This is a genomic window from Pseudomonas tumuqii (assembly GCF_013184545.1).
GTDB classification, from domain to species: Bacteria; Pseudomonadota; Gammaproteobacteria; order Pseudomonadales; family Pseudomonadaceae; genus Aquipseudomonas; species Aquipseudomonas tumuqii.
Genome location: NZ_JAAOJA010000006.1, coordinates 106,202 through 133,143, shown reverse-complemented (window position 1 = coordinate 133,143; position 26,942 = coordinate 106,202). Strand labels below are relative to the sequence as shown.

The following is a 26,942-nucleotide window of genomic DNA, read 5'->3' as shown; positions in this document are numbered from 1 at the left end:
GGTGCTCTTTGTACGGCCAGAGCGGCCTCCCAGGCAAGCGCTGCGCCGTTTTGACGCCCGTTACCTGGCCGCGCACCCGAATGATGCAGCATCTCGCCTGACCAGCCAGTCAGCTTCTAAACTGTTCAGACCAGTAAGACCTTGTTTTGCAAAAACAATAAAGCTAAGTACATGAATCAAATGAAATTGGCATGAGCGATGCAATCGGGTAGCCAGCGAAATCCATCGAATTTCACTCGCCCACCGGGAGCATGCCATGCACAAGATTCAGCGCCACCTACTCAACCTGCTCGTCGCCGGCCTGGCCCTGAGCCTACCCAGCGCCTTCGCCGACAGCCTCAGCGACATCACCGAACGCGGCGTGCTGAAAGTCGCCGTCCCCCAGGACTTCCCGCCCTTCGGCTCGATCGGCCCGGACATGCAGCCACGCGGCCTGGACATCGACACCGCGCAGCTGCTGGCTAACCAGCTGGCGGTGAAGCTCGAGCTGACTCCGGTCAACAGCACCAACCGCATTCCCTTCCTCACCACCGGCAAGGTCGACCTGGTGATCTCCAGCCTGGGCAAGAATCCCGAGCGGGAAGCGGTGATCGACTTTTCCAGCGCCTACGCGCCCTTCTACCTCGGCGTATTCGGCCCGGCAGACGCGGCCGTGAGCAGCCTCGCCGACCTGGAAGGCAAGACCATCAGCGTGACCCGCGGCTCGGTGGAGGATATCGAGCTGAGCAAGGTGGCCCCCAAGGGCGCGACGCTCAAGCGCTTCGAGGACAACAACTCGACCATCGCCGCCTACCTCTCCGGCCAGGTCGACCTGATCGCCAGCGGCAACGTGGTGATGGCCGCCATCGCCGAGCGCAATCCCCAGCGCGTGCCGCTGATGAAGCTCAACCTCAAGGACTCGCCCACCTACGTCGGCCTGAACAAGAACGAGGCGGCGCTGCTGGCCAGGGTCAACGCGATCATCGCCGGCGCCAAGGCCGACGGCAGCCTCAATGCGATCAGCGAGAAATGGCTGAAGCAGCCACTGCCGGCCGGCCTGTAAGGGCGCAGAGACAGGAGGCCCGCAATGGCGTACCAGTTCGATTTTCTTCCGGTGTTGGACAACGCCGACCTGTTGCTGCAGGGCGCGTTCTTCACCCTCAGCCTGACCGCCGTCGGCACCCTGCTGGGGGTCGGTCTGGGCATCATCGGTGCGGTGCTGCGCGCCTGGCGGATCAAACCCTTCAACCAGGTGTTTGGCCTGTATGTCGAACTGATCCGCAACACCCCCTTTATCGTTCAGCTGTTCTTTATCTTCTTCGGCCTGCCGGCCCTGGGCGTGCGGATGAACGAGTGGGAAGCGGCGGTGCTGGCAATGGTGATCAACCTAGGGGCCTATTCCACCGAGATCATCCGCGCCGGCATCCAGGCCATCCCCGGCGGCCAGCTGGAAGCGGCGGCGGCCCTGGCCATGAACCGGCTCGAGATCTTCCGCCACGTGGTCCTGCGCCCGGCCCTGGCCAAGGTCTGGCCGGCGCTGTCGAGCCAGATCATCATCGTCATGCTCGGCTCGGCGGTGTGTTCGCAGATTTCCACCGAAGAGCTGTCGTTCGCCGCCAACTTTATCCAGTCGCGCAACTTCCGCGCCTTTGAAACCTACCTGGTGACCACCCTGCTCTATCTGGCCATGGCGATCCTGATCCGCCAGCTGCTGGCCTGGGTTGGCCGCCGCTTCGTCGTCGGAGGCCGCTGATGGACTTCACCTTCTGGGACATCCTGCGCAACCTGCTGGTGGGCCTGCAGTGGACCCTGCTGCTGTCGCTGGTGGCCTTCGCCTGTGGCGGCGTGGCCGGGCTGCTGCTTCTGCTGGCGCGAATTTCACGGTTGCAGGCGCTGCGGGTCCTGGCGCGCGGCTATATCGAGCTGTTTCAGGGCACGCCGTTGCTGATGCAGCTGTTCATGGTGTTCTTCGGCATCGCCCTGCTCGGTGTCGACGTGTCGCCCTGGCTGGCCGCAGCCGTCGCCCTGACCCTGTTCACCAGCGCCTTCCTCGCCGAAATCTGGCGCGGCTGCGTCGAATCGATCGGCCGCGGCCAGTGGGAAGCTGCCGAAAGCCTGGCCATGAGCCGCCTCGAGGTGCTGCGTCACGTGGTCCTGCCGCAGGCGCTACGCATCGCCATCGCCCCCACCGTGGGCTTCTCGGTGCAGGTGGTGAAAGGCACCGCGGTGACCTCGATCATCGGTTTCAGCGAACTGACCAAGACCGGCGGCATGCTGGCCAACGCCACCTTCGAGCCCTTCATGGTCTACGGCCTGGTGGCGCTCGGCTACTTCCTGCTCTGCTACCCCTTGTCGCTTGCCGCATACCGCCTGGAAAGGAGGCTGAATGTCACTGCTTAACGTCACCGCCCTGCACAAGTACTACGGCGACAACCACGTGCTCAAGGGCATCGACCTGACCGTCGAGGAAGGCCAGGTGGTCGCCATCATCGGCCGCAGCGGCTCGGGCAAGAGCACATTGCTGCGCACCCTCAACGGCCTGGAGTCGATCGACGACGGGGTGATCGAGGTCGACGGCGACTATATCGACGCCGCCCGCGCCGACCTGCGCAGCCTGCGGCAGAAGGTCGGCATGGTGTTCCAGCAGTTCAACCTGTTCCCCCACCTGAGCGTCGGCGAGAACATCATGCTGGCACCCCAGGTGGTGAAAAAGCTGGCGCGCGACGAGGCCGCGCAACTGGCGCGGCAGATGCTCGAGCGGGTCGGCCTGGGCGAGAAGTTCGACGCCTACCCGGAACGCCTGTCCGGCGGCCAGCAGCAGCGGGTGGCGATCGCCCGCGCCCTGGCCATGTCGCCCCGGGTGCTGCTGTGCGACGAGATCACCTCGGCGCTCGACCCGGAGCTGGTCAACGAGGTGCTGGCGGTGGTCAAGCAACTGGCCAGCGAGGGCATGACCCTGATCATGGTCACCCACGAGATGCGCTTCGCCCGCGAGGTCGGCGACAAGCTGGTGTTCATGCATCAGGGCAAGGTGCATGAGGTCGGCGCGCCCAAGGCGCTGTTCGCCGAACCGCAGACCGCGGAGCTGCGCCAGTTTATCGGCTCGGTCAACTTATGAGCCTGGCCCTGCGCGAGCCGCGGCCGCTGGCGGTCGAGCCGCTGACCCGCGCGGCCTTCGCCCCCTTCGGCGAAGTGCTGGAAAGCGTCGGCGCCACGGCCCTGTCGATCAACGCCGGCAGCACCACCCGCTACCACGACCTGGCGCGACTCGAGGCGGTCGGCAGCGATGCGCGAACCCTGCTCAGCCTGTTCGACGGCCAGGCCTGGCACTCGCCGCTGCAGATCCACCAGCTGGAACGCCATCCCCTGGGCAGCCAGGCCTTCTACCCGGTGGATGGCGCGCGCATGCTGATCGTGGTGGCCCCGGCCGGCGAACTCGACGAACGGGCGATCCGCGCCTTCATCAGCAGTCCCGGGCAAGGCGTCAACTATGCCGCCGGCACCTGGCACCACCCGTTGCTGTGCCTGCAGCGCCCGGGCCGCTTCGTCGTGGTGGATCGTGGCGGCCCGGGGCAGAACTGCGATGAGCGCCTCTTGCAGCACCCCCTCGAGGCCTGTTTCTAGCAACATCTGCAGGGCCTGCGACATCGGTATGCGTTGGCGTGCCCCACCTATCGTGGCAGGATGTCGGCGTTCCGTATCGAGAAAGCCCCATCATGCCGCATACCCCTGCAGAGTCATTTCCCTTGATTGCAGCCATCGACCTGGGCTCCAACAGCTTCCACATGGTGTTGGCCAAGGCCGATCACGGCGAACTGCGGATCCTCGAGCGCCTGGGCGACAAGGTGCAACTGGCCGCCGGTATCGACGAGCTGCGCCTGCTCGACGAGGCCGCCATGCAGCGCGGCCTCGACTGCCTGCGCCGCTTCGCCCAACTGACCGCCAGCCTGCCGGAGGGGGCGGTGCGCATCGTCGGCACCAACGCCCTGCGCGAGGCGCACAACCGCGGCGAATTCATCCGCCGCGCCGAGGAAATCCTCGGCCATCCGGTCGAAGTCATCTCCGGTCGCGAAGAAGCGCGACTGATCTACCTCGGCGTGTCCCACAGCATCGCCGACACCCCGGGCAAGCGCCTGGTGACCGATATCGGCGGCGGCAGTACCGAGTTCATCATTGGCCAGCGCTTCGAGCCCTTGCTGCGCGAGAGCCTGCAGATGGGCTGCGTGAGCTACACCCAGCGCTACTTCAAGGACGGCAAGATTACCCCGGCCCGCTACGCCCAGGCCTATACCGCGGCGCGCCTGGAGATAATGGGTATCGAGCATGCCCTGCGCAGGCTCGGCTGGCAGGATGCGGTGGGGGCGTCCGGCACCATCAAGGCCATCGGCCTGGCGATCCAGGCCGCCGGACTGGGCGCTGGCGAGATCAACCCGGATGGCCTGGCCTGGCTCAAACGCAAGATCTTCAAGCTCGGTGACGTGGACAAGCTCGACCTCGGCGGCATCAAACCGGATCGGCGCGGGATATTCCCGGCGGGCCTGGCCATTCTCGAAGCGATTTTCGATGCCTGCGAGATCGAACGCATGTCGCACTCCGAAGGCGCCCTGCGCGAAGGCGTGCTCTACGACCTGCTCGGCCGCCATCACCATGAAGATGTACGCCAGCGCACCCTGAGCGCGCTGATGGAGCGCTACCACGTCGACCTGGAGCAGGCCGCCCGGGTCGAGCACAAGGCCCTGGAAGCCCTCGACCAAGTGGCCGACAGCTGGGGGCTGGGCGACGAATGGCACCGTGAACTGCTGATCTGGGCCGCGCGGGTGCATGAACTGGGCCTGGACATCGCCCACTACCAGTATCACAAGCACGGCGCCTACCTGATCGAGCACTCCGACCTGGCCGGTTTCTCACGCCTGGATCAGCAGATGCTCGCCCTGCTGGTTCGCGGCCACCGGCGCAACATTCCCAGGGACAAACTCGGTGAATTCGGCGACGAAGGCATCAAGCTGGTCCGCCTGTGCGTACTGCTGCGATTCGCCATCCTCTTCCATCACATCCGCGGTACCCAGGAGATGCCCCAGGTACAGCTGCAGGCAGTGGCGCAAAGCCTGGAAATCCGCTTCCCGAAGGACTGGCTGGCGAGCAACCCGCTGACCCAGGCAGACTTCATCCAGGAAGCCGAGTGGCTCAAACGTTCCGGCATCGAGCTTAGCGTGCGCTGACCAGCGGCACCGTCAACTTCTCCAGCAACCCGGCCTGCGCACTGCGCGGGTTCTGGTTGCCGGTCGGGCTGCTACGCAGGTAGCGGCCGTCCGGCTGCAGCACCCAGCTCTGGGTGTTGTCGGTCAGGTAGGCTTCCAGCTCCTTCTTCACCCGCGTGATCAGCTTCTTGCCTTCCACCGGGAAACAGGTCTCGACGCGCTTGTCCAGATTGCGCTCCATCCAGTCGGCGCTGGACAGGTAGATCTTCTCCTCGCCTTCGTTGAGGAAGTAGAACACCCGCGTGTGCTCGAGGAAGCGGCCGATGATCGAGCGCACCTGGATATTGTGCGACACCCCCGGAATACCCGGACGCAGACAGCACATGCCGCGCACCACCAGATCGATGCGCACCCCGGTCTGGCTGGCCTTGTACAGCGCACGGATGATCTTCGGATCGGTCAGCGAGTTGAACTTGGCGATGATGTGCGCCGGCTTGCCCTCGCTGGCCTGGGTGGTTTCCTTGGCGATCAGGTCGAGCAGGGTTTTCTTCAGGGTGAAGGGCGCATGCAGCAGCTTCTTCATGCGCAGGGTCTTGCCCATGCCGATCAGCTGGCTGAACATCTTCGCCACATCCTCGCCCAATGCCACATCGGCGGTGAGCAGGCTGTAGTCGGTGTACAGCTTGGCGTTGCCGGCGTGATAGTTGCCGGTGCCCAGGTGCGCGTAGCGGACGATCTCGCCGCTCTCGCGGCGCAAAATCAGCATCATCTTGGCGTGGGTCTTGAACCCGACCACCCCGTAGATCACCACCGCACCGGCCGCCTGCAGGCGACTGGCCAGGGCCAGGTTGGACTCCTCGTCGAAGCGGGCACGCAGTTCGATCACCGCGGTGACTTCCTTGCCGTTGCGCGCGGCCTCGACCAGCGCATCGACGATTTCCGAGTTGGCGCCGCTGCGGTAAAGGGTCTGCTTGATCGCCAGCACGTGCGGATCCTTGGCCGCCTGACGCAGCAGGTCGACCACCGGGGTGAAGGACTCGAACGGGTGCAGCAGGAGAATGTCCTGCTTGCTGATCACGCTGAAGATGTTGTCGCTGTTCTGCAGCAGCTTGGGGATCACCGGAGTGAACGGCGCGTACTGCAACTCCGGGTGACTGGCCAGGCCGGTGATGCTGAACAGCCGGGTCAGGTTGACCGGGCCACTGACCCGGTACAGCTCGTTCTCGCTCAAGCTGAACTGCTTGAGCAGGTAATCCAGCAGCGGCCGCGGGCAGGTGTCGACCACCTCCAGGCGCACCGCATCGCCGTAACGCCGCGAGAACAGCTCGCCGCGCAGGGCACGGGCCAGGTCTTCGACGTCCTCGGTATCCACCGACAGGTCGGCGTTGCGGGTCAGGCGGAACTGGTAGCAGCCCTTGACCTTCATGCCCTGGAACAGGTCGTCGGCATGCGCGTGGATCATCGAGGAGAGGAACACGTAGTTGTCGCCGGGGCCGCCGACGTCCTCCGGCACCTTGATGATCCGCGGCAACAGGCGCGGCGCCGGGATGATCGCCAGGCCCGAATCGCGGCCGAAGGCATCGATGCCCTCCAGCTCGACGATGAAGTTCAGGCTCTTGTTCACCAGCAAGGGAAACGGGTGGGTCGGGTCCAGGCCGATCGGCGTGATGATCGGCGCGATCTCATCGCGGAAGTAGCGACGCACCCAGACCTTCAGCTTGGTGTTCCAGTGACGCCGGCGGATAAAGCGCACCTGGTGCTTTTCCAGCGCCGGCAACAGGGTGTCGTTGAGAATCGCGTACTGGCGGCTGACCTGCTCGTGCGCCAGCTCGGAAATCCGCGCCAGCGCCTGATGCGGCTGCAAGCCATCGGCGCCGGCCTGTTCGCGGGCGAAGTTGATCTGCTTCTTCAAGCCGGCGACACGGATCTCGAAGAACTCATCCAGGTTGCTGGAGAAGATCAGCAGAAACTTCAGCCGCTCCAGCAACGGGTAGGACTCATCCAGCGCCTGTTCCAGCACGCGGATATTGAATTGCAGCTGCGACAACTCGCGGTGGATATACAGGCTGCTGTCGTCCAGGCTCGGCACCACCATGGGCGGTGCCGGCGCGGGCACGGGCAATTCGATCGGCGGCAGGATTTCCGCCGGCAGTTCGGCGACGACCGCTTCGGCAGTCTGCAATTCGCTGGGGGTGAGTCCTTCGGTGGTCATTGGATCGTCCTGGCGGGACTAGCGCCCCGGCTGTAACAGTTCTGCCGCGCGAACGGCGAAATAGGTAAGGATGCCATCGGCACCGGCACGCTTGAAAGCGGTCAGCGACTCGAGAATCACCGCCTCGCTCAACCAGCCATTCTGGATCGCGGCCATATGCATGGCGTACTCGCCACTGACTTGATAGACAAAAGTTGGCACCCGGAATTCCTGTTTGACCCGCCAAAGGATGTCCAGATAGGGCATGCCCGGCTTGACCATCACCATGTCGGCGCCTTCGGCCAGGTCGGCGGCCACTTCGTGCAGCGCCTCGTCACCGTTGGCCGGATCCATCTGGTAGCTGGCCTTGTTGGCCTTGCCCAGGTTGGCCGCCGAACCCACGGCATCGCGGAACGGGCCGTAGTAGGCGCTGGCGTACTTGGCCGAGTAGGCCATGATCCGCACATTGGCAAAATCGGCCAGCTCCAGGGTCTCGCGGATGGCCTGCACCCGGCCGTCCATCATGTCCGAGGGCGCGACCACCTGGGCACCGGCCTCGGCATGCGACAACGCCTGCTTGACCAGGGCGTCGACGGTGACGTCGTTCTGCACGTAGCCGTCTTCGTCGAGGATGCCGTCCTGGCCGTGGGTGGTGAAGGGGTCCAGGGCCACGTCGCTGATGATGCCCAGCTCCGGGAAGCGTGCACGCAGGGCGCGAATCGCGCGCTGGGCGATGCCCTCGGGGTTCCACGCCTCGCTAGCGTCCAGCGACTTTTTCTCCAGCGGCGTCACCGGAAACAGCGCCAGCGCCGGAATGCCCAGGGCCACCCACTTCTCCGCCTCCTGCAACAGCAGGTCGATGGACAGCCGTTCGACACCCGGCATCGAGGCGATTGCCTCGCGGCGGTTGTCACCATCGAGGACGAACACCGGCAGAATCAGGTCGTCGACGCTCAACCGATGCTCGCGCACCAGGCGCCGGGAAAAGTCATCGCGACGGTTACGCCGCAGGCGCGTGGCAGGAAACAGGCGATTGGCAGGGGTAAAGCTCACAGCAGACTCCATAGCCCGCACGAACAGGCGAGCGTGACAGTTATAAGCCACCATTATGACCAAATGATGACGACCGAAGGCGAAACTGCGCCAATGCGTCGCGGCAGCCTGCAGATATTGTGACCACCAGGCTCACTGGCGTCGAGCGATGTGCCGTTTTCCCCAGCGCCGCATGGGAGTAGGCTGGTCGCCCACCCCTTCGGCCGCCACCATGCTCGAACATCTGCTGCAACAATTTGGCTATCCCGCGGTGCTGCTTGGCACCTTTCTCGAAGGCGAGATGGCGCTGCTACTGGCGGCGTATCTGGCGCTGCGCGGCTACCTGAGCATCGAACTGGTGGTGCTGTTCGCCTTCTGCGGCACCTACGCCAGCGACCAGCTGTGGTATTTCCTCGGTCGCCGCCATGGCCGCCGCATCCTCGCCCGTCGGCCGCACTGGCAGGGCCTGGGCGACAAGGCATTACTGCTCCTGCGCCGGCATCCGGATTTGTGGGTATTGGGCTTGCGCTTCATCTACGGCATGCGCACGGTGATGCCGCTGGCCATCGGCCTGTCCGGCTACTCATGGCGCCGCTACCTGCTGCTGGACGCCATCGGCGTGGCCATCTGGGCTAGCGGCCTGGGACTGGCGGCCTATCACCTGGGCGCGGCGCTGGAAACCATCCTCGGCGACTTCCGCCGCTACCAGCTGTATGTCTTCGGCGCGCTGCTGCTGATCGCCCTGGGCTTCTGGCTACGCCAGCGCCTGCGCCGCTCGGCGCATTGAGCCACCCCGCCAGCGCCATCCAGCCAGTGGAGTCCGGCCGCCGAGCAGCATCCAGCCCAAGCAGATATCGCTTTAATTCATCCCCGGCCCATATCGCGGCCAAAGCCCAGCGACTAGGATTAGCTTCAGGATCCTGATCTTGGCGTATCGAGTCTTTCGCGGTGATCCATGCCAACCTGAGTAGCATTTGACCACAACCTGCCCAGGCCGATGATGATGCGCCCGACCCACACAGCCATTCACCCCCGTTCAACTTGTCGAGGATCGGCCGCAGACCAGCCATAATCTGCATAGCCACCTTGACTCAGCCCAGTGACCAGGAGTTCTCAATGAACAGAAAAGTAGCGGTGATTCTTTCCGGTTGCGGCGTTTACGACGGATCCGAGATTCATGAAAGCGTGATCACCCTGCTGCGCCTCGACCAGCGCGGCGCCGAGGTGCAATGCTTTGCGCCGAACGTGCAGCAACTGCATGTGGTCGATCATTACAGTGGCGATGAAATGGACGAGACGCGCAACGTCCTGGCGGAGGCCGCCCGCATCGCGCGCGGCAAGATCAAGGACGTACGCGAACTGCATGTAGACGATTTCGACGCCCTGATCATGCCCGGCGGTTTTGGCGTGGCCAAGAACCTCTCCGACTTCGTCCTCAGCGGCGCCAACTGCACGGTGCAGCCCGACGTACTGAGCGCGGCCCAGGCCTTTGCCAAGGCCGGCAAACCGGTCGGCCTGATGTGCATCGCCCCGGCCCTGGCGGCAAGGATCTTCGGCCGCGGCGTGGTCTGCACCATCGGCAACGACCAGGAAACCGCGGCCGCCCTGACCCAGATGGGCGCCATCCACCATGAGTGCGAGGTCAGCGATATTGTCGAGGATCACGCCCACAAGCTGGTCACCACGCCCGCCTACATGCTCGCCCAGTCGATCAGTGAAGCGGCCGCAGGCATCAACAAGCTGGTCGACCGGGTACTCGAACTGACCCACGCCTAAGAGCCTGGCGGACTTAACACGGTTCTACAGCGGAAAAACCGGACAGGCCGCCAGGCCGAATCCGCCAATGCGCGCGGCACTCCCGCCGCGCCCCTGGCCAAACAGGCTCCCCTGCTGCAGCGTGCAGTGAAATCCCGCAAGGCAGGCGCCATGACCACTCCACCTCTCGAACTTACCCAGGAACTGCATCAGGCCGTGAGCGGCTTTTTTCAGCGCATCCCGTTCAACCAAATGCTGGGTATTCAGCTTGGCGAGCTGAGTCCGCAGCGGGTGACCATGCACCTGCCGATGAAGCCCGAGCTGATCGGCAACTTCGTCCACGGCATCCTGCATGGCGGAGTCATCTCATCGCTGCTGGATGTCGCCGGTGGTGCCATGGCGCTGATCGGCGCTTTCGACAAGCACCAGCACCTGTCCAGCGCCGAACGCATGGCGCGACTGTCCAAGCTGGGCACCATCGACCTGCGCATCGACTACCTGCGCCCCGGTCGCGGCCAGCACTTCACCGTCAGCGCCGTGCTGCTGCGTTCCGGCAACAAGGTCGCGGTGGTGCGCAGCGAACTGCACAGCGATGACGGCACCCTGGTGGCGGTCGGCACCGGCACCTACCTGTGCGGCTAGACTCATTGCCTGGGTCGAGGCTACGCCATCTCAGACCTGGCGCTGAAGCCGGGTCAGAATGCGATCCAGGGCATTGGCGAAGGCCTGTTTGTCGCGTTCGCTATAGGGTCCCTGGCCACCACTGACCTGGCCCTGCTCGCGCAGGTCGGTAAACAGGTTGCGCACTGCCAGGCGCTCGCCCATGTTGCCCTCGTCGAACTCCTTGCCGCGCGGATCGAGAGCGGCGACGCCCTTCTTCACCAGGCGGTCGGCCAGGGGCACATCGCTGCAGATCACCAACTCGCCGGGCAGGACATGCTCGACCAGGTAATCGTCGGCGGCATCCGGACCGCTGGGCACCACGATCAGCCGCACGCAGCTGTAGGCCGGCTTGACCTGCGCCTGACCGGCCACCAACAGCACCTCGAAGCGCCGTTTGAGGGCGAACTTGACCACTTGATCCTTGGCCGCTTTGGGGCAGGCGTCGGCATCTATCCACACACGCATCCGGGCGCCTTGCTCATGCAAAACCAACGACTCCCGCTCAGGCCGGTGCGCGGCGTACCGTGGCCAACAGCGCCGCGGCACCGACGAACAGCACGGCAAAGGTACGGTTCATCACCCGCTGCTGACGCGGCGAACGCAATGCCCGCAGCGCCCGTGCCGCCAGCCCGGTATAGCCGGCCATGACAACCAGGTCGACGCAGATCATGGTCACGCCCATCAGCAGGTGCTGCACCAGCAACGGCGCCTGCGGATCGAGAAACTGCGGCAGCACCGCGAGGATGAAGACGATGGCCTTGGGGTTGCTGAAATTCACCAGAAAGCCGCGCAGGACCAGAGTCAGCGGCCGGCCGATCGGACGCTCGGCCTGCGCCTCCATATCGCTGGGCAAGGCTTGCCACTGGCGATAGCCGAGGTACACCAGATAGACCACGCCGAACCACTTGATCAGGCCGAACGCCACTTCCGATGCGGCAAGAATCGCCCCGACACCGGCGGCGACGATGACGATCTGCAGCGCCAGGCCCAACTGCAGGCCGAGGGCATTCCAGTAGCCGCGCCAGAAACCGTATTGCAGCCCGGCGGACATCGAGGCAATGGCCCCCGCCCCCGGCGACAGGCTGATCACCCAACAGGCGGCAAAGAACGCAAGCCAGGTTTCGAGCGCCATGGCGGATACCTCAAACGGAATGATGAAGGGCTGCCAGCGGACAGAGGCAGGCGCTCTAGCCTACCTCTTGTCGCGGGCCGTGCCCAGCCAGGCGCTTAGTCCGGCGAGCCCTTGCGCAGGTGCACCGGCTCCAGCTCTTCCTTGCGCGCCCGGGCGCGGGCCGTGCGCATGCGGATATTCACAGCCTCCACGGCCAGCGAGAAGGCCATGGCGAAGTAGACGTAACCCTTGGGCACATGCACGTCGAAGGCTTCGGCGATCAAGACGGTACCGACCACGATCAGGAACGACAGCGCGAGCATCTTCAGGCTCGGGTGCCTGTCGATAAAGTCGCTGATGGTGCCGGCCGAGAGCATCATCACGATCACCGAAATCACGATGGCGGCGATCATCACCGGTACGTTGTCGACCAGGCCGACCGCGGTGATCACCGAGTCCAGCGAGAAGACGATGTCGATGATGGCGATCTGCACGATGATGCCCAAGAAGCCATAGGCCTTGCCGCCCGCGCCCTGGCCTTCCTCTTCGCCTTCCAGGCCGTGGTAGATCTCCGCGGTGCTCTTGAACAGCAGGAACAGGCCGCCGAAGAACAGAATCAGGTCGCGCCCGGAAAAGCCCTCGCCGAAGACTTGGAACAGGTCATTGGTCAGGCGCATCACCCAACTGATCGACAGCAGCAGCAGAATCCGCGTGCCCATGGCCAGGGCCAGGCCGAAAAAGCGCGCTTTGGGTTGCTGAGCCTTGGGCAGGCGGCTGACCAGGATCGAGATAAAGATGATGTTGTCGATGCCGAGGACGATTTCCAGGGCCGTCAGGGTCAGAAAAGCGACCCAGAGTTCAGGGTTGGCGAGCCATTCCATAGAGGTTAAATCTCGAGTTTGCGGGCGGTGGGAAGTTCGCCATTACGCCAGCGGCGCACGGTTTTCTGGAAGAACAGACTATTGGGAACCTGCACCCAGGTTCCCGGTGCATCGCCACTGAGGTCTTCCAGGGTGGTGTAGAACAGGTTGATTTCCAGGACCCGGCCTCTGACGCCAGGCTTGTCGGCACTGCCGATGATCAGCCGGCCCAGGCCACGTGCCAGCAAACGCTGCAGCAACCACGCCAACAGCACAATCAGCACCACCTGGCCGGCACGCAGCAGCGGTGCGCGGTAGGCGCTCAACCATTCCCAGCCGAATACCTCGACACTCAACTGGCCGCCTCCAACTCGGCCTGCAAGGCCTCGAGGGTTTCCAGTGCCTCCAGCCAGCGCTCTTCCAGCTCGGCTTCACGGCTCTTCAGCTTGGCTTGCTCGGCCAGCGCATCGCGCAGCTGGTTCTTGCTGGCCGCCTCGTAGATCGCACTGTCGCCCAGGCGGGCTTCCACGGCAGCCAGGTTCTGATGCAGTTGGCCGAGTTCCTTTTCCAACTTGTCGGCTTCACGTTTGAGCGGCGCCAGCTGCTGGCGCAGCGCCGCCGCGGCCTGGCGCTGGGCGCGCTTGTCGGTTTTATCCAGGTTGCCTTCGCCGTTGTTGACTGGCGCCTGGCGCACCCGGAAGTCCGCCAACCAACGCGCATAGTCCTCGAGATCACCATCGAACGGCTGCACCCGGCCATCGGCAACTAGGAGGAACTCATCGGTGGTGCTTTTCAGCAGATGCCGATCATGCGAGACCACCACCACCGCGCCGGAGAACTCCTGCAGGGCCATGGTCAGCGCCAGGCGCATCTCCAGGTCGAGGTGGTTGGTTGGCTCATCGAGCAGCAACAGGTTGGGCTTGCCCCAGGCGATCAAGGCCAGGGCCAGGCGCGCTTTTTCGCCCCCGGAAAAATTCAGCACCGGCTCGTCGCAGCGCGGCCCGCGGAAGTCGAAACCGCCGAGGAAGTCGCGCAGGGTCTGCTCGCGCTCGGTTGGAGCCAGGCGCTGGAAATGCAGGAGCGGGCTGGCCTTGTCGTCGAGGGCGTCGAGCTGATGCTGGGCGAAATAACCCACCACCAGATTCTCACCAAGCTGCAAACGGCCACTGATGGGCTGCAACTCGCCCGCCAGATTCTTGATCAGGGTCGATTTACCGGCGCCGTTGGGCCCGAGCAAGCCCAGGCGAGCGCCGGGCGCCAACTGCAACTTGACCTGTTCGAGCACCACCTTGTCGCCATAGCCGAGACGGCCTTCGCTCAGGTCCAGCAGCGGGCTGGAAATCTTCTCGGCCTCGCGGAAGCTGAAGTCGAACGGCGAGTCGACATGCGCCGCGGACAACTCTTCCATGCGCTCCAGCGCCTTGATCCGGCTCTGCGCCTGGCGCGCCTTGGTGGCCTGGGCCTTGAAGCGGGCAATGTACTTTTCCATGTGCGCGCGCTGCGCCTGCTGCTTCTCGAACGCCTGCTGCTGCTGGGCCAGGCGTTCGGCGCGGGTGCGCTCGAAGGCCGAGTAGCCGCCGCGATAGAGGGTCAGCTTGCGCTGCTCGACGTGCGCGATGTGATCGACCACCGCATCGAGGAAATCGCGGTCATGGGAAATCAGCAGCAGGGTACCGGGGTAGTTCTGCAGCCAGCCTTCCAGCCAGAGAATCGCATCCAGGTCCAGGTGGTTGGTCGGCTCGTCGAGCAACAGCAGGTCGGATGGGCACATCAGCGCCTGGGCCAGGTTCAGGCGCATGCGCCAGCCGCCGGAGAAATCGCCGACACGGCGATCCATCTGCGCACTTTCAAACCCCAGGCCGGCGAGCAATTTGCGCGCACGGGCATCGGCGGCATAACCATCGAGGTTATCCAGCTCGGTGTGCAGGCGCGCAATCGCGACGCCATCGTGCGCGGCCTCGGCCACGACCAGTTCGGCCTGGACCCGGCGCAGCTGCACATCGCCATCGAGCACATAGTCCACCGCCTGGCGCTCGACGGCGTCGATCTCCTGACGCATATGGGCAATGCGCCAGTCGGCGGGGATCAGGCAGTCGCCCGCGTCCGCACTCAAGTCACCGCGCAGCAAGGCGAACAGGCTGGATTTGCCGGCGCCATTGGCGCCGATCAGGCCGGCTTTCTGGCCGGGATGCAGGCACAGCTCGGCGTCTTCTAGCAGACGCTGCGGGCCACGCTGTAAAGTGAGGTTCTGGAGTCGGATCATAATGGCGGCGGAGTCTACCAGAGTCGCCCGCCGCATACCCGGAAAGCACCATGCATCCTGACCTGTGGCGTTTCGCCGAAGACCTCTATCGCCGCCCCGGCGTCGAGACCGCCTGCCTGCACTTGCAGGCCCAGGGTAACGATATCTGCCTGTTGCTCTGCGGCGCCTGGCTCGGCTGCCGCGGTGTGGCCTGCAGCGCCGAGCGGGCCGAGCACCTGCGCGCCATAGCCCAGCCCTGGCAGCGCGAGGTGATCGGTGCGCTCAGGCACGTCCGCCAGCAATGGCGCGCAGCCGCTCACCACGACAGCGCCCTGGCGGCGCTGCGCGAGCAGATCAAACAACTTGAACTGGCGGCCGAACGCGAACTGTTGCAGCGCCTGGCGTCATGCTGCCATGACTGGCCAGGCGATACGGCCGAGGACATGCAAGACTGGCTGCACACGCTGGCTCCCGTGACCACGGCAGCCGACTGCGACGCACTGCATCTGCTGCACGCCGCAGCCCGACACGTTTAGGACGCTGTCGGCGGGGTGCTGCCTGCAGGTACGACAGTGGCCGCGACGGGCACCGCCGGCGAGCTGACAACCGGGGTTGCCGCCACGGGTTTAGCGGCCGCGGTTTTTTTCGCCACGGGCTTGACTGCAGCTTTAGCCGCAGGTTTCGCCACTGGTTTACTCGCCGCCTTGGTTGCCACGGGCTTGGCCGCCACAGGTTTGGCCGTGCTGGTGGCAAGCGGCTTCTTCGCTGCCGGCTTGGCCGGCGCCTTGGCGGCTGGCTTGGCGGCTGCAGGAGCTGCAGCGACCGGCTTCGCCGCGGACTTCAGCGGTGCCTTGCCGGCCGGTTTGGCAGCGGCGCCGGCTGGTTTGCTGGCTGCGGTTTTACTGGCAACCGGCTTGGCTGCAGCTTTGACTGCAGGCTTGGCCGCGGGCTTGGCGGCAGGTTTGCTGGCGACCTTGGCAGGCGCTTTGCTCGCCACCGGTTTGGCAGCGGCTTTGGCGACCGGCTTGGCTGCCGGCTTGACGACTGCGGGTTTGCCTTCATGGCGGCTCAGGGCCTTGCTGGCGGCTTCCTTGACCTTGCCTACACCCTGGGCGAGCTTCAGGCTTTCCTGGGCGTCACGCTTGAGCCCGACGATATAATTGCGGGTCTCGCTCTGCCGCTCCTTGAGGGTATCGAGCAACTCTTCCAGCTCGGCCACCGCATCCTTGGCTTTGGCCTGCGCCTTGGCCTTGCCCGCCACTGCAGCATCCTGCAACCTGACGCGGGCGTTATGCAGCTTTTCCTGGGCCTTGCCGCGCTGCTTCTCCAACTTGCCGAGCAGCTTTTCAGCATCGATCAGCGCTCGCGAACAGGCATCCTCAAGATGCTCTAGCAGGCTGCTGGATAGTTGATGGAGCAAGTGCAGCGGGGTACTGACCGATTTCTTCTTGGTATTCTTTGTGGCCGACATGGCGCGCCTCCAGGCGGATGTAGATGCAACTCATACTAGCAGCCTGCCGGAGAATAGTAATTGCCTGCAAACTGCAGGTTGGTGCCGGGGAACGAAGCCCAACAAAATCTACCTGCTGAACGTCGCGGCACGCTGCCTGTGTGGCTCCGGCCTATGGCCTGAATCTGGGAAAAATGGCTGCGCGGGAGTCCGAGAACTCGCACCCAGCGAGCGTCTGCTTGAGGGCATTGACGGGGGAGCAGGCGACGACAGAACAAGCACTCGAACCAACGGCAAGCGGCATCCCCGCCAACGCAAAGAGCCAACCCAGCTTGATCACGAGTGACAAACTGGCGCCTGACGGTTGCGCAGGTGCTGCACGACGGCGGCGAGTGAGGTTCTACTGGCAGGCGATTGAAAAACCGCTTGCTAGAGTACGGGGGCCGGAGCCGGAGCCTGCTGCTGATGCGCGTTGTGCAGCACTTCGATCAGGCAGTCTTCCAACTCGAAACGCTCGTGTAGCAACTGCCCCAGGCGCTGGAGCTCTTCGCCCAGGGACACGCTATCATGGCAATCGCCATTGTCGCAGCGGTCGTTGAATGTTAGCGCCACCTCGGTGATCACCTCGAGCCGCGGATAGATCTGCTTGGCCAACTCGAGGCCACGCTGATCGTCAAAGGCCTTGGCTTCATTGGTCAGCTGTTCATAGACCTCGAAATGTCCAGCGGACACGTAGTCGACCAGGATTTCGCAGAACCTCTGCAAGGGCTGCGCATTGGTAATAGGTGCTTGTGGGGAGTTGCTGATGGCCGTATAGGCCTTCACCAGTTCCTGGCGCTCCTGCAACCAGCGATCGATCAGCAGGTGAACACCACCCCAACGTTCCTGGGCGTTCTGACAACTATCGAGCATGATGGCCTCACTTCCCTTATCGGTATTTCTGTTATACGTCCGATCCGAGACGGTTTTTTGTCAATCGGCACATGGTCTTGGAAAAGCAACCGAAAAACGGCAGCTTTCCGGCGCTGCTTGCGAGCCAGATTATGCCCGCGAACCCACACCATCAAGGCGCTCGGTCGAGAAAATTTCATACGAGCGTTTAATCGGTGTCCCGCGCAGCGTCTGGCCCGCAGAAATTCAGCCAAACCCCACTCGACGCTTGCTTGCACTACAACATATGCGGACCAACTTGCACAGCATGGGTTGATTAATCAGGCCCATCCCATGATCGACATCAACCGGATCGACACAATATCGGCCGCAGCGCGTCCGCTGCCGTCCACCACTAGCGGGGGGAACATTCCCCTTGCAGCGCCATGCAGACGCCGGCATCCGCCTATCAGTTGGCGACTGGCGCGGGCAAAGGCAGGCTGTCCAGGCGCCGATCGAGTAGCCCCAGCCCCTCCTGAAACAAACGATTGCTCTGCTCGGTTTCGCCCAACCGGGCCAGCAGGCGAGCCAACTCCGCACAGGTTTCCGGGTGGCGCTGAAACACCAGGCTAGTCTCGAAATATTCTTTGGCCTTGCCCCACAGCTGGCAGTGCAAACACAGCCGACCCAGCGTCAGCAATAGGCCCGCCTCACTCGGGTGCTGCGTCAACCAGCCCTCGGCGGTTTGCAGCTGGCGCGCGGGGTCGCGCCCACGCAGCAGACCATAGAGACGTACCAGGCGACTGTCATAGCTGCGCTTGAGCGCCGCCTGCAGTAATTCTTCGGCAGCGGGTTCTGCGCCCAGCACGCGTAAGCGCTCGGCATAGACAGCCAGCAACTCCGGCTCCTGGCGGTGCGCCGCGGACAGTTGTTGCCAGGCTTGCGCCAGCGCCGCCAACGCATCCTGCCCGCCGTCTTCATCAGCCCGGCCGGCATCCGCCAGCCGACCGCACCAGGCCTGCCGCTCCAGCTCGGCCAACTGGGCATCAGCGAGCACCTTGCCCTTGCGCAACTCCGGCAACAAGGCGAGCAGCGCCGACCAATCGCCGCGCTGTACATACAACTGCTGCAGCTGACGCAATACCAGTTGGTGGTGGGGATGACGCTCGTTCATCACCTGCAAGGTCTCCAGCGCCGCATCGGCCTGCCCCCGCGCCAATTGCAATTCGGCATGGGTCAGACCGATCGCCAGCTCGGCTTGAGGCTGCCGCGTGAGCGCCTGCTCCAACAACTGATCACTGTCCTCCTCCTGCCCCAGTTGCTGCGCGGCACGAGCGGCCCCCAGGTAATATGCCAGGGGCTGCTCCTCGCCTTCGGCGGCTCGGCGCAAATGGCGCAAGGCCGGCGCCCAACGACCTTCGGCCAGATCGAGAAAACCCTGCTCGCGGGCCAGACGCACGCGACGCCTGCCATGCAGACGCGACCAGGGATTGACCAACCCTCCCGAGGTGACGACCAGACGCAGCAACAGGCGCAGCAGGTAGAGCGACAACCAGACCACCGCGACCAGCGCCAGGAAAGCCCACAAGCTCGATTCGTAGCGAAAGCCCTGGTAAGCGAACAACACGTAGCCCTTGTGCTCGGTTACCGCCAGGGCGAGCAACGCCAGCCCCGCGGCTATCGCCAACACGACGAGCAGCAGATAGACACGCTTCATGGGCGAGCCTCCTCCACACTCGGCAGGGCGTCTGCCGGTGCGTCACGCTCGATCCGCTCCCGGGCCGACTGCTTGCGCTGGATGTAGGCCTGCACCGCGTTGAGCGAACCACTCAGATCCGGCGCGGCCACCTCGATCGGCTGCTCGAGCAACTCCTCGATGCGCGCACGCAAGGCACGGCTATTGGGGTTGTCCAGATCGAAATGCGCATCCAACACCTCCCGCGCCTGCAGCAGCGACTGCCGATATACCGGGGTCTGGCCATGCAGCGCCGCCCACTGCGCCTGCTCCAGGGCCAGGCTGAGGGCCAGGCGCACCTGCGTCAGGCTCTGCCCGGCGAGCAACGGGCGAATATTCTCGTCGGCGCTGAAGTCGATACGAAAATACTGCGACAGGGTTTCGAGCCACTCGGCCCACCAACTGCTGCCATCACCCTCGGCGGCCAGATCACTGAGCACCCCACCGGAACTGACGAAGGCCGGGTTCAGCGCATGCAACTGCGCCACCTGCTCGCGCAACGCCGCCAACTGCAGGAACAGCCCGGTGCGATCGGGATTGACGGTTGCGCGCAAGGCCTCGAGGCTCTTGGCCAGTTGCTCGCGCGCCGCAAAAGCGGCGGGATCATCCTGCCCGCGGAGAATCTCGTCGGCGCCCTGCACCAAGGCCTCGGCACTGTCGATATCCTGCAAGGCCGACAGACGCAGGCTGGCAAGACGCAACAGATGCTCGGCCTCGGCCAGACGCCAATCCTGACGACTGGCGCCGAGGACAGTCTCCAGACGCTGGTTGAGCAACTGCTGATCGCCTTGCAACTGCGCGACCAGGCGGCGCCGAGCTTCCAGCTCATCGGCAGCGGGCAATTGCTGCAGGCGAGCATCCAGTCCCTGGGTACGCTGGGCCAGGGCCTCGGTCTGACTGCGCGCCGCCTCCAACTGATCGAGCTGCTGCTGCTCGCGCACTTCCAGACTGCGCAACTGCCACAGGCCCCAGCCACCCACCGCTACGCCCGCCGCACCCAGCAACAGCGCCAGCCAGACCAGGCTGTTAGCGCGCGACGCGGGTTTTGCCACAGGGGCGGGCGGTGCAGCAGTGGGCGCCTCCGTTACCGGCGGCTGTTGTTCTTTCGGGGTAGTCGCTTCGCTCACGTATCCATCCTTTGCATCAGAGGTCGGGGGCAGGTTGCGCCTGCAACGCCGCCAGCAACGCCGCGGCATTCGCGCCGCGGCAGTCCACAATATTTTTGGCGCCCGCAGCACGCGCCTGTTCAGCCACACGCGGGCTGGGTACGAACAAGGGTAGCCGAGCCAGCGATGGCCAGTGTTCGCCGGCCAACTCGAGCAAATGGCTGAAACCCTGCCCACTGCTGACCACCAGGCCATTCAAGCGTTCCTCCCGCACCCGCTCGGCAAGTGCCGCTGGTGGATAGTGCGGCAACAGGCGGCGGTACAGCGACAGATAGTCGACTTCCACGCCCTGGCCGCGCAAGCGCTCGGCGAGGAGTTCGCGACCACCCTCGCCACGCAGAATCAGCACCCGCGGCGAGCACGCCGCCGCCAGCACTTGCCGCAGTTGCGGCAGCGCGAGCAAGGCCTCGCTGTCGTCGCCCTGCGCGGGGTAATGCACGGCCAGGCCATAATCGCCGAGGATCTCGGCGGTGGCCGCGCCGACACTGAACCAGAGCGGCACGGTCGGCGGCTGTGGCCAGTAACGGTCGAGCAACTCCAGGCCAAGGCGCGCGGCCGGCTTGCTCACCGCGATCACCGCGCAGTAACGATCAAGCCCGAGGATGGTCGCGCGCTGCTCCGGCGTCTCGGCCAGGGCCTCGATCGCCAACAATGGCAGGCTGCTGCTGTAGATCCCCTGCTCGGCCAGGGTCGCGGCCAGGGCCGCGCACTCCTCGGCCGGACGGGTCAGCAGCACGCGCCAGTCGCTCACTCGGAATCGACCTCACCGTAGACAGCCTGCAGAATGTCCGCGGCGCCCTGGGCCAGCAGCGCCTCGGCGACCTGCACGCCGAGTTGCTCGGCCTGCGCCGCCGGAGCACGACCTTCCGCCCGCAGCAGCAAACCACCATCGGGCTGGCCAACCAGGCCACGCAACCACAATTGCTCGCCTTCGAGCACCGCATAGCAGGCGATCGGCACCTGGCAGCCGCCATTGAGCCGCTTGTTCAGCGCCCGTTCGGCGCTGACGCGCAAGGCGGTCTCGTGATGGTTCAACGCTGCCAGCAGGGCATGGATCTGCGCATCGGCACTGCGGCATTCGATACCCACCGCGCCCTGCCCGCCCGCCGGCAGGCTGTCATCGACACTGATGGAGGAGCGAATGCGCGCGGCAAACCCCAGGCGAATCAGGCCGGCCGCGGCGAGGATGATGGCGTCGTACTCGCCCGCATCCAGCTTGGCCAGGCGGGTATTGACGTTGCCGCGCAGGAACTGGATTTTCAGGTCGGGGCGGCGCGCCAGCAACTGCGCCTGGCGGCGCAAACTGGAGGTGCCGACCACGCTGCCGGCGGGCAGTGCATCCAGGCTGTCGAAACTATTGGAGACGAAGGCGTCACGCGGATCCTCACGCTCGCAGATGCAGTACAGGCCCAGGCCTTCGGGGAAGTCCATGGGCACGTCCTTCATCGAATGCACGGCGATGTCGGCCTCATTCTCGAGCAGGGCGGTTTCCAGTTCCTTGACAAACAACCCCTTGCCGCCGATTTTCGCCAGCGGCGCATCGAGCAGCTTGTCGCCGCGGCTGACCATCGGCACCAGGCTGACTTTCAGACCCGGATGGGCCTGTTCCAGGCGGGCCTTGACGTGTTCGGCCTGCCACAGGGCCAGGGCACTTTTACGGGTGGCGATACGAATTTCGCGGGGCATGGGGCAATTCCAGAAAACGGACTGCCGAGGATAATAACAGGGGGCGCACAGCGGGTGTGGGGCGGCGTGGGGAATGGGGCAGCTGGCGCCTCAGCGGGCGTGACAATATCGAGCGTCGTCGCGAGGCCGTCGCCAGGCGTTCGCGGCAAGACGCAGCAGCGTGCAGTTCGGAGCTTAGGGTGGTGGTCCGGGTGGCGTTCCGTTCGGAGCGCAGCGACAACCCGCTGGAGGGGTGTCGCACCGATTTATCCAGGCGCCGCCGGCGATAGTTGTTCACCCTCTCAGGCCAACGCCCCTACAAGCTGCTCATCAGCTTGCGCACCCCGGCCACATGCCGGCGACTGACGATCAGCGCGTCGCCGTTGAGGCCCTTGAGGAATAGCTGGAAGTGCCCGAGCGGGGTGCGCTGCAAGCGCTCGATACGCTCGCGGGCGACCAGGGCGTTGCGGTGGATGCGCACGAAGCGGTCGCCGAACTCGTCTTCCAAGGCCTTCAGCGGCTCGTCCAGCAGCACTTCGCCACCGGCATGGCGCAGGGTCACGTACTTATGGTCGGCGATGAAGAAGATCACCTGATCGAGCGGAATCAGCTCGATGCCTTTGCGCGTGCGCGCACTGATATGGCTGCGCGGGCCGACACCGCTTTCCGCCGCGGGACGCGTCAGGGCGGCAAGCTGCACCCGGTTTGGCCGCTCGGCGTTTTTCAGCGCTTCGCTGAGATGCTCGGCGCGCACCGGCTTGACCAGATAGCCCACCGCACTGACCTTGAACGCCTCCAGGGCGAATTCGTCATGGGCCGTGCAGAAGATCACCGCTGGCGGCGCTTCGCGTTCGCAGAGTTTGGCGGCAACCTGCAGACCATCCAGGCCCGGCATGCGGATATCCAGCAACACGACATCCGGCTTCAGGCTGTCGATCAGGGTCAGGGCCTCTTCGCCATTGCTCGCGGACGGTTCGAGGACACGGTAGCCATCGAGTTCGCCGACCATGCGGCTGAGGCGCTCACGGGCCAGGGGTTCATCATCGACGATCAGGACATTCATAGGACACGGGCTTCCTGCGTGAGTCTCGCACAAGGATAGCGTAGACAGGTGAAGTGGCGGCCGTCACGGCGCTCCACGCTGAGACTGGCCCGCGGCCCGAAAAGTGCCGCAAGACGCGCATCGATATTACCCAGCGCCTGGCGCGTCCCACGCGAAGACGGCTGCTCGCTTTGTTCTTCATAAGGGTTGCTGACGCACAATTGGAACACCCCATCGGCATAACTCGCGTCGACACGCACCAAACCACCCTCGATGCGTGGCTGGATCCCATAGATCAAGGCGTTCTCCAGCAATGGCTGCAGGGTCAGCTGCGGAATCGGTAAATCGTTCGGCACATCGACCACCTCCCATTGCAACTGTAGTCGCTCGCCAAGGCGATAGTGCTCAATCGACAAATATCGCTTGGCCAGCTCCAACTCCTCGCTCCAGGGCACCAGGCTGCCGGGTTTGGCCAGGCTGGCGCGAAACAGATCGGACAGGTCCAGCACCGCCTGCTCGGCCTTGTAGGGGTCGATCGCCACCAGGCTGGCAATACTGTTCAGGCTGTTGAACAGGAAGTGCGGGCGGATCCGCGCCTGCAAGGATTCGATGCGCGCGCGCAACTCGGCCTGCTCCTGCCGTCGCCATTGGCTCTGCAGATAGAAATAGCGTAGCAGCAGCGCGGACATGATCATGCTAATCAAGGCATGCCGCAGGTAAAGATTGACCTCGCCAGCATGCGGCAGCGGCCCGCCGAGATCGTAATAATCGGCCACTGCGGTGCAGGCGAGCGTCAGCCCGACCACGATCAGGCAGCACAGCACCCCAGCCAGCGCCGCACGCCAGCGCGCCAGCAGTGGCCGCAAACGACACAGCAGCGCGGCCGACAGCAGCAGGATCCACTGCACGAACAGCGAGGTCAGCGCCAGGCGCACCCAGTCGAAGCCCGGCAGCATCGGCTCGGCCAGCACCAGTACCAGCACCAGCAGCTCGGCCAGCAGGACCATGCTCAGCAGCGCTTCCGGCTCGCACAGCTCCGGGACGAAGAAGTCGTCGATGGGCGCCGGCGGGTTTTTATTGTTCAACCATTGAGTATGCATCGGCGCAGTTTCCCCGTGGCTCGGCCGGGCGGCAAGTGAGCCCGCTCCAGTTGGGCAAAATAAAACGCTTGAATACGGCCCGCCTTGGCAAACTGTGAGCCAGGCAACACTGCCCAGGCTGTCGGCGTAGGCAGCGACCGACAAACCGACCCGGCGATTTTGCCCGCCAGCCTGTTATTATCGGCGGACTTTTTCCGCCATGCCGGCCGCCACCTGCGGCCCGCCTGTTTTAGCGCATCAGCCGAGCGAAGCCCATGAGCACTGAAAAAACCAATCAATCCTGGGGCGGCCGCTTCAGCGAGCCCGTCGACGCCTTCGTCGCCCGCTTCACCGCCTCCGTCGAATTCGACAAGCGCCTGTATCGTCACGACATCATGGGCTCCATCGCCCATGCGACCATGCTGGCCAAGGTCGGCGTGCTGACGGACGCCGAGCGCGACGCCATCATCGACGGTCTGAGCCAGATCCAGAGCGAGATCGAAGCCGGCCAGTTCGACTGGCGCGTCGACCTGGAAGACGTGCACATGAACATCGAGGCGCGCCTGACCGACCGCATCGGCGTCACCGGCAAGAAGCTGCACACCGGCCGCAGCCGTAACGACCAGGTGGCTACCGATATCCGCCTGTGGCTGCGCGACGAGATCGACCTGATCCTCAGTGAAATCACCCGTCTGCAGCAGGGCCTGCTGGAACAGGCCGAACGCGAAGCGGCGACCATCATGCCCGGCTTCACCCACCTGCAGACCGCTCAACCGGTGACCTTCGGCCACCACCTGCTGGCCTGGTTCGAGATGCTCAGCCGCGACTACGAGCGCCTGCTCGACTGCCGCAAGCGCACCAACCGCATGCCACTCGGCTCGGCGGCGCTGGCCGGCACCACCTACCCGATTCAGCGTGAAGTCACCGCGCAACTGCTCGGCTTCGACGCCGTCGGTGGCAACTCGCTGGACGGCGTTTCCGATCGCGACTTTGCCATCGAATTCTGCGCCGCGGCATCGATCGCCATGATGCACCTGTCGCGCTTCTCCGAAGAGCTGGTGCTGTGGACCTCCGCGCAGTTCCAGTTCATCGACCTGCCGGACCGCTTCTGCACCGGCAGCTCGATCATGCCGCAAAAGAAAAATCCCGACGTGCCGGAGCTGGTGCGCGGCAAGACCGGCCGGGTATTCGGCGCACTGATGGGCCTGCTGACCCTGATGAAGGGCCAGCCGCTGGCCTACAACAAGGACAACCAGGAGGACAAGGAACCGCTGTTCGACGCCGCCGACACCCTGCGCGACTCGCTGCGCGCCTTCGCCGACATGATCCCGGCGATCAAGCCCAAGCACGCGATCATGCGCGAAGCGGCGCTACGCGGTTTCTCCACCGCCACCGACCTGGCTGACTACCTGGTGCGCAAGGGCCTGCCGTTCCGCGACTGCCACGAAATCGTCGGCCATGCGGTGAAATACGGCGTCGACAATGGCAAGGACCTGGCCGAGATGAGCCTGGATGAACTGCGCCAGTTCAGCACCCAGATCGAACAGGATGTGTTTGCGGTATTGACCCTGGAAGGCTCGGTCAACGCCCGCGACCATATCGGCGGCACCGCACCGAAGCAGGTGCTGGCCGCCGTCAAGCGCGGCCAGGCGCTACTGGCCAGTCGCTAACCGCTAGCCGGCCGTCACGCGGCGCGCCCTGCGCCGCGTGAGCTCAGCCTTTGGCCTTGGCCTGAGCCATCGCAATGAACGCCGCCATCCCCGCCTCCTTATCCGCGGCGATGCGTTTGACGTGCGGGTTCTGGTTGAGCAGCACGAGCAGCTCGTGGGCCGCCGAGAAATCGGCCAGCAGGTCGATAGCGAACAGTTTCTTCGCCACCCCACACGCCAGGTCGATGCTGTAGAGGAAGTAGATATCGGCCAGGCTGAAGCTGTCGCCCGCCACATAGGGGGTAAAGCTGCCATGACGCTTGAGCGTGTCGATCCCGGCCAACAGCTCGGCTTTGCACTTGCTTTTCAAGGAGGCGGAAATCTCCGCACCGAAGAATGCTTCCGAGTAGCCAATCCGTGCGGGCAACTCGATATACAGCTCGATTTCCTTCATCAGTGCGCGCACCTGGGCACGGGCGAATGGCTCGCTGGGCAGCAACGCCTTGCCCTCGGCGCACTCTTCCAGATACTCGAGGATCGCACTGGTCTCGTTGATGAAGCCCTGCTCGACCCCCAGCACCGGCACCTTGCCACGCGGGCTGATACTGAGAAATTCGTCGCTCTGGTTGCCGTAGAGGGTCACGACCTCGAACTCCAGCCCCTTCTCCAGCAAGGCCAACTTGACCATATTGAAGTAGTTGCTAACGGCAAACCCATATAGTTTGAACATGCTGACAGGCTCCAGGCCGGCGGAAGGATAGCTAGTGTTATAGCCCCAGATAGGCCATGCCAGCCAGCCGTATCAAGTCAGTGAATGGCGCGGACGCTGTCACGCTGGCACACTGCACGCTCAGCCCCCGGATAAGCCAAGCATGAGCGAGCACGACGAAAACGAAGACGAGGCCTTTGCCGAAGAAGCGCTGATCCAGGCCATCGAGAATCAGCTCGAGGCCGCGCAGCCGCCTGCCGCCCTGGCCACCCTGAACAAGCTGACCCTGGTCGGCTACGAGCGCGGCGAAATCCTGCAGCTGATGGCGATGGTCCTGGCCCATGAGATCAGGGCCATGCTCGACGAAGATCGGCCATTCGACGGCGCGGCTTACGAGCAAGCCCTGCGCGCACTGCCGGAGTTGCCGAAAGAAACCTCCTGACGCTAGTCGCTTAGCCCGCGCGCGCAGCCGCGCGTCTCGCTACACTGCACACACCCGCGCCTGGCTTCAGCCACGCGGGCTTCAACCAGTCGGGCACACGCACT

General features: G+C 64.4%; 28 protein-coding genes. 12 read left to right on the top strand and 16 right to left on the bottom strand.

Features of this window, described 5'->3' with window-relative positions; translation table 11 throughout:
• Positions 1–256: 256 nt before the first annotated feature.
• The 6 genes from G9C89_RS13115 to ppx all read left to right on the top strand — a co-directional run bounded on the left by G9C89_RS13115 (position 257) and on the right by ppx (position 5,198).
• Complete coding sequence (locus G9C89_RS13115; RefSeq protein ID WP_172148580.1) at positions 257–1,042, top strand: transporter substrate-binding domain-containing protein; 786 nt, start codon at positions 257–259, stop codon at positions 1,040–1,042.
• A 24-nt stretch (positions 1,043–1,066) separates the two neighbouring features.
• Positions 1,067–1,732 (top strand): amino acid ABC transporter permease, encoded by a 666-nt coding sequence (locus G9C89_RS13110; protein ID WP_172148578.1) that lies wholly within the window; start codon positions 1,067–1,069, stop codon positions 1,730–1,732.
• A complete protein-coding gene (locus G9C89_RS13105; protein WP_172148940.1) occupies positions 1,729–2,379 on the top strand; it encodes an amino acid ABC transporter permease in 651 nt (216 codons plus the stop codon). Before G9C89_RS13110 ends, G9C89_RS13105 begins: the two co-directional genes overlap by 4 nt.
• On the top strand, positions 2,366–3,097 hold the full coding sequence (locus G9C89_RS13100; protein ID WP_172148576.1) for an amino acid ABC transporter ATP-binding protein: 732 nt from the start codon (positions 2,366–2,368) through the stop codon (positions 3,095–3,097). The genes G9C89_RS13105 and G9C89_RS13100 overlap by 14 nt, the downstream gene beginning before the upstream one ends.
• Positions 3,094–3,603 (top strand): ureidoglycolate lyase, encoded by a 510-nt coding sequence (locus G9C89_RS13095; protein WP_172148574.1) that lies wholly within the window; start codon positions 3,094–3,096, stop codon positions 3,601–3,603. The genes G9C89_RS13100 and G9C89_RS13095 overlap by 4 nt, the downstream gene beginning before the upstream one ends.
• Before the next feature lie 92 nt (positions 3,604–3,695).
• On the top strand, positions 3,696–5,198 hold the full coding sequence (ppx, locus tag G9C89_RS13090) for an exopolyphosphatase (RefSeq protein ID WP_172148572.1): 1,503 nt from the start codon (positions 3,696–3,698) through the stop codon (positions 5,196–5,198).
• On the opposite strand, the gene ppk1 is transcribed toward ppx, so the two are convergent.
• Both ppk1 and hemB read right to left on the bottom strand, forming a co-directional pair.
• Positions 5,185–7,389, bottom strand: coding sequence for a polyphosphate kinase 1 (gene ppk1 / locus G9C89_RS13085; protein ID WP_172148570.1), 2,205 nt, complete (start codon positions 7,387–7,389; stop codon positions 5,185–5,187). The genes ppx and ppk1 overlap by 14 nt on opposite strands.
• Before the next feature lie 18 nt (positions 7,390–7,407).
• Positions 7,408–8,421 carry a porphobilinogen synthase gene (gene hemB, locus G9C89_RS13080; protein ID WP_172148568.1) on the bottom strand — a complete coding sequence of 338 codons (1,014 nt, stop codon included), beginning with the start codon at positions 8,419–8,421 and terminating at the stop codon, positions 7,408–7,410.
• 211 nt (positions 8,422–8,632) lie between these two features.
• Between hemB and G9C89_RS13075 the strand changes: the two genes are divergently transcribed.
• The 3 genes from G9C89_RS13075 to G9C89_RS13065 all read left to right on the top strand — a co-directional run bounded on the left by G9C89_RS13075 (position 8,633) and on the right by G9C89_RS13065 (position 10,797).
• Entirely contained in the window at positions 8,633–9,187 is a 555-nt protein-coding gene (locus G9C89_RS13075; protein ID WP_172148938.1) for a DedA family protein, read from the top strand.
• Positions 9,188–9,516: 329 nt separating this feature from the next.
• The gene (gene elbB / locus G9C89_RS13070; RefSeq protein WP_172148566.1) at positions 9,517–10,176 is read left to right on the top strand and encodes an isoprenoid biosynthesis glyoxalase ElbB; all 660 of its coding nucleotides are present in this window, start codon (positions 9,517–9,519) and stop codon (positions 10,174–10,176) included.
• Positions 10,177–10,326: 150 nt separating this feature from the next.
• The gene (locus G9C89_RS13065; protein ID WP_172148564.1) at positions 10,327–10,797 is read left to right on the top strand and encodes a thioesterase family protein; all 471 of its coding nucleotides are present in this window, start codon (positions 10,327–10,329) and stop codon (positions 10,795–10,797) included.
• 30 nt (positions 10,798–10,827) lie between these two features.
• On the opposite strand, the gene G9C89_RS13060 is transcribed toward G9C89_RS13065, so the two are convergent.
• From G9C89_RS13060 to G9C89_RS13040, 5 genes are all read right to left on the bottom strand, one after another.
• Positions 10,828–11,283, bottom strand: coding sequence for a YaiI/YqxD family protein (locus G9C89_RS13060; protein WP_172148562.1), 456 nt, complete (start codon positions 11,281–11,283; stop codon positions 10,828–10,830).
• A gap of 37 nt (positions 11,284–11,320) precedes the next feature.
• Positions 11,321–11,950 carry a LysE family transporter gene (locus tag G9C89_RS13055; protein WP_172148560.1) on the bottom strand — a complete coding sequence of 210 codons (630 nt, stop codon included), beginning with the start codon at positions 11,948–11,950 and terminating at the stop codon, positions 11,321–11,323.
• Positions 11,951–12,045: 95 nt separating this feature from the next.
• Entirely contained in the window at positions 12,046–12,810 is a 765-nt protein-coding gene (locus G9C89_RS13050; protein WP_172148558.1) for a TerC family protein, read from the bottom strand.
• A 5-nt stretch (positions 12,811–12,815) separates the two neighbouring features.
• Entirely contained in the window at positions 12,816–13,145 is a 330-nt protein-coding gene (locus tag G9C89_RS13045; protein WP_172148556.1) for a hypothetical protein, read from the bottom strand.
• The gene (locus tag G9C89_RS13040; protein ID WP_172148554.1) at positions 13,142–15,052 is read right to left on the bottom strand and encodes an ATP-binding cassette domain-containing protein; all 1,911 of its coding nucleotides are present in this window, start codon (positions 15,050–15,052) and stop codon (positions 13,142–13,144) included. The genes G9C89_RS13045 and G9C89_RS13040 overlap by 4 nt, the downstream gene beginning before the upstream one ends.
• A 50-nt stretch (positions 15,053–15,102) precedes the next feature.
• On the opposite strand from G9C89_RS13040, the gene G9C89_RS13035 reads away from it, so the two are divergent.
• Positions 15,103–15,567 carry a TIGR02444 family protein gene (locus G9C89_RS13035; protein ID WP_172148544.1) on the top strand — a complete coding sequence of 155 codons (465 nt, stop codon included), beginning with the start codon at positions 15,103–15,105 and terminating at the stop codon, positions 15,565–15,567.
• Here the strand turns inward: G9C89_RS13035 and G9C89_RS13030 are convergent.
• The 8 genes from G9C89_RS13030 to G9C89_RS12995 form a co-directional block, all read right to left on the bottom strand.
• Positions 15,564–16,502 carry an AlgP family protein gene (locus tag G9C89_RS13030; protein ID WP_172148542.1) on the bottom strand — a complete coding sequence of 313 codons (939 nt, stop codon included), beginning with the start codon at positions 16,500–16,502 and terminating at the stop codon, positions 15,564–15,566. The genes G9C89_RS13035 and G9C89_RS13030 overlap by 4 nt on opposite strands.
• 408 nt (positions 16,503–16,910) lie before the next feature.
• Complete coding sequence (gene rsd / locus G9C89_RS13025; protein ID WP_172148540.1) at positions 16,911–17,393, bottom strand: sigma D regulator; 483 nt, start codon at positions 17,391–17,393, stop codon at positions 16,911–16,913.
• 427 nt (positions 17,394–17,820) lie between these two features.
• The gene (locus G9C89_RS13020) at positions 17,821–19,068 is read right to left on the bottom strand and encodes a heme biosynthesis HemY N-terminal domain-containing protein (RefSeq protein ID WP_172148538.1); all 1,248 of its coding nucleotides are present in this window, start codon (positions 19,066–19,068) and stop codon (positions 17,821–17,823) included.
• Positions 19,065–20,213 (bottom strand): uroporphyrinogen-III C-methyltransferase, encoded by a 1,149-nt coding sequence (locus G9C89_RS13015; RefSeq protein ID WP_172148536.1) that lies wholly within the window; start codon positions 20,211–20,213, stop codon positions 19,065–19,067. Before G9C89_RS13015 ends, G9C89_RS13020 begins: the two co-directional genes overlap by 4 nt.
• Positions 20,214–20,229: 16 nt before the next feature.
• A complete protein-coding gene (locus tag G9C89_RS13010; RefSeq protein WP_172148534.1) occupies positions 20,230–21,003 on the bottom strand; it encodes a uroporphyrinogen-III synthase in 774 nt (257 codons plus the stop codon).
• Positions 21,000–21,938, bottom strand: a complete 939-nt coding sequence (hemC, locus tag G9C89_RS13005; protein WP_172148532.1) for a hydroxymethylbilane synthase — start codon at positions 21,936–21,938, stop codon at positions 21,000–21,002. The genes G9C89_RS13010 and hemC overlap by 4 nt, the downstream gene beginning before the upstream one ends.
• Before the next feature lie 295 nt (positions 21,939–22,233).
• On the bottom strand, positions 22,234–22,980 hold the full coding sequence (locus G9C89_RS13000; protein WP_172148530.1) for a LytR/AlgR family response regulator transcription factor: 747 nt from the start codon (positions 22,978–22,980) through the stop codon (positions 22,234–22,236).
• The gene (locus G9C89_RS12995) at positions 22,977–24,059 is read right to left on the bottom strand and encodes a sensor histidine kinase (RefSeq protein ID WP_172148528.1); all 1,083 of its coding nucleotides are present in this window, start codon (positions 24,057–24,059) and stop codon (positions 22,977–22,979) included. The genes G9C89_RS13000 and G9C89_RS12995 overlap by 4 nt, the downstream gene beginning before the upstream one ends.
• 254 nt (positions 24,060–24,313) lie before the next feature.
• Here G9C89_RS12995 and argH point away from each other — a divergent pair, with 254 nt between their 5' ends.
• Positions 24,314–25,708, top strand: a complete 1,395-nt coding sequence (gene argH, locus G9C89_RS12990; RefSeq protein WP_172148526.1) for an argininosuccinate lyase — start codon at positions 24,314–24,316, stop codon at positions 25,706–25,708.
• A gap of 43 nt (positions 25,709–25,751) precedes the next feature.
• Here argH and G9C89_RS12985 read toward each other — a convergent pair whose 3' ends face one another.
• Complete coding sequence (locus tag G9C89_RS12985) at positions 25,752–26,417, bottom strand: glutathione S-transferase family protein (RefSeq protein WP_172148524.1); 666 nt, start codon at positions 26,415–26,417, stop codon at positions 25,752–25,754.
• Positions 26,418–26,559: 142 nt separating this feature from the next.
• Here G9C89_RS12985 and G9C89_RS12980 point away from each other — a divergent pair, with 142 nt between their 5' ends.
• Entirely contained in the window at positions 26,560–26,838 is a 279-nt protein-coding gene (locus G9C89_RS12980; RefSeq protein WP_172148522.1) for a hypothetical protein, read from the top strand.
• Positions 26,839–26,942 lie beyond the last annotated feature (104 nt).

Coding starts and splice junctions, on each gene's coding strand:
- G9C89_RS13115 (WP_172148580.1), top strand. CDS start 257: ATGCACAAGATTCAGCGCCACCTACTCAACCTGCTCGTCGCCGGCCTG.
- G9C89_RS13110 (WP_172148578.1), top strand. CDS start 1,067: ATGGCGTACCAGTTCGATTTTCTTCCGGTGTTGGACAACGCCGACCTG.
- G9C89_RS13100 (WP_172148576.1), top strand. CDS start 2,366: ATGTCACTGCTTAACGTCACCGCCCTGCACAAGTACTACGGCGACAAC.
- G9C89_RS13095 (WP_172148574.1), top strand. CDS start 3,094: ATGAGCCTGGCCCTGCGCGAGCCGCGGCCGCTGGCGGTCGAGCCGCTG.
- ppx (WP_172148572.1), top strand. CDS start 3,696: ATGCCGCATACCCCTGCAGAGTCATTTCCCTTGATTGCAGCCATCGAC.
- ppk1 (WP_172148570.1), bottom strand. CDS start 7,389: ATGACCACCGAAGGACTCACCCCCAGCGAATTGCAGACTGCCGAAGCG.
- G9C89_RS13075 (WP_172148938.1), top strand. CDS start 8,633: ATGCTCGAACATCTGCTGCAACAATTTGGCTATCCCGCGGTGCTGCTT.
- elbB (WP_172148566.1), top strand. CDS start 9,517: ATGAACAGAAAAGTAGCGGTGATTCTTTCCGGTTGCGGCGTTTACGAC.
- G9C89_RS13065 (WP_172148564.1), top strand. CDS start 10,327: ATGACCACTCCACCTCTCGAACTTACCCAGGAACTGCATCAGGCCGTG.
- G9C89_RS13060 (WP_172148562.1), bottom strand. CDS start 11,283: ATGCGTGTGTGGATAGATGCCGACGCCTGCCCCAAAGCGGCCAAGGAT.
- G9C89_RS13055 (WP_172148560.1), bottom strand. CDS start 11,950: ATGGCGCTCGAAACCTGGCTTGCGTTCTTTGCCGCCTGTTGGGTGATC.
- G9C89_RS13050 (WP_172148558.1), bottom strand. CDS start 12,810: ATGGAATGGCTCGCCAACCCTGAACTCTGGGTCGCTTTTCTGACCCTG.
- G9C89_RS13040 (WP_172148554.1), bottom strand. CDS start 15,052: ATGATCCGACTCCAGAACCTCACTTTACAGCGTGGCCCGCAGCGTCTG.
- G9C89_RS13035 (WP_172148544.1), top strand. CDS start 15,103: ATGCATCCTGACCTGTGGCGTTTCGCCGAAGACCTCTATCGCCGCCCC.
- G9C89_RS13030 (WP_172148542.1), bottom strand. CDS start 16,502: ATGTCGGCCACAAAGAATACCAAGAAGAAATCGGTCAGTACCCCGCTG.
- rsd (WP_172148540.1), bottom strand. CDS start 17,393: ATGCTCGATAGTTGTCAGAACGCCCAGGAACGTTGGGGTGGTGTTCAC.
- G9C89_RS13020 (WP_172148538.1), bottom strand. CDS start 19,068: ATGAAGCGTGTCTATCTGCTGCTCGTCGTGTTGGCGATAGCCGCGGGG.
- hemC (WP_172148532.1), bottom strand. CDS start 21,938: ATGCCCCGCGAAATTCGTATCGCCACCCGTAAAAGTGCCCTGGCCCTG.
- G9C89_RS13000 (WP_172148530.1), bottom strand. CDS start 22,980: ATGAATGTCCTGATCGTCGATGATGAACCCCTGGCCCGTGAGCGCCTC.
- G9C89_RS12995 (WP_172148528.1), bottom strand. CDS start 24,059: ATGCATACTCAATGGTTGAACAATAAAAACCCGCCGGCGCCCATCGAC.
- argH (WP_172148526.1), top strand. CDS start 24,314: ATGAGCACTGAAAAAACCAATCAATCCTGGGGCGGCCGCTTCAGCGAG.
- G9C89_RS12985 (WP_172148524.1), bottom strand. CDS start 26,417: ATGTTCAAACTATATGGGTTTGCCGTTAGCAACTACTTCAATATGGTC.
- G9C89_RS12980 (WP_172148522.1), top strand. CDS start 26,560: ATGAGCGAGCACGACGAAAACGAAGACGAGGCCTTTGCCGAAGAAGCG.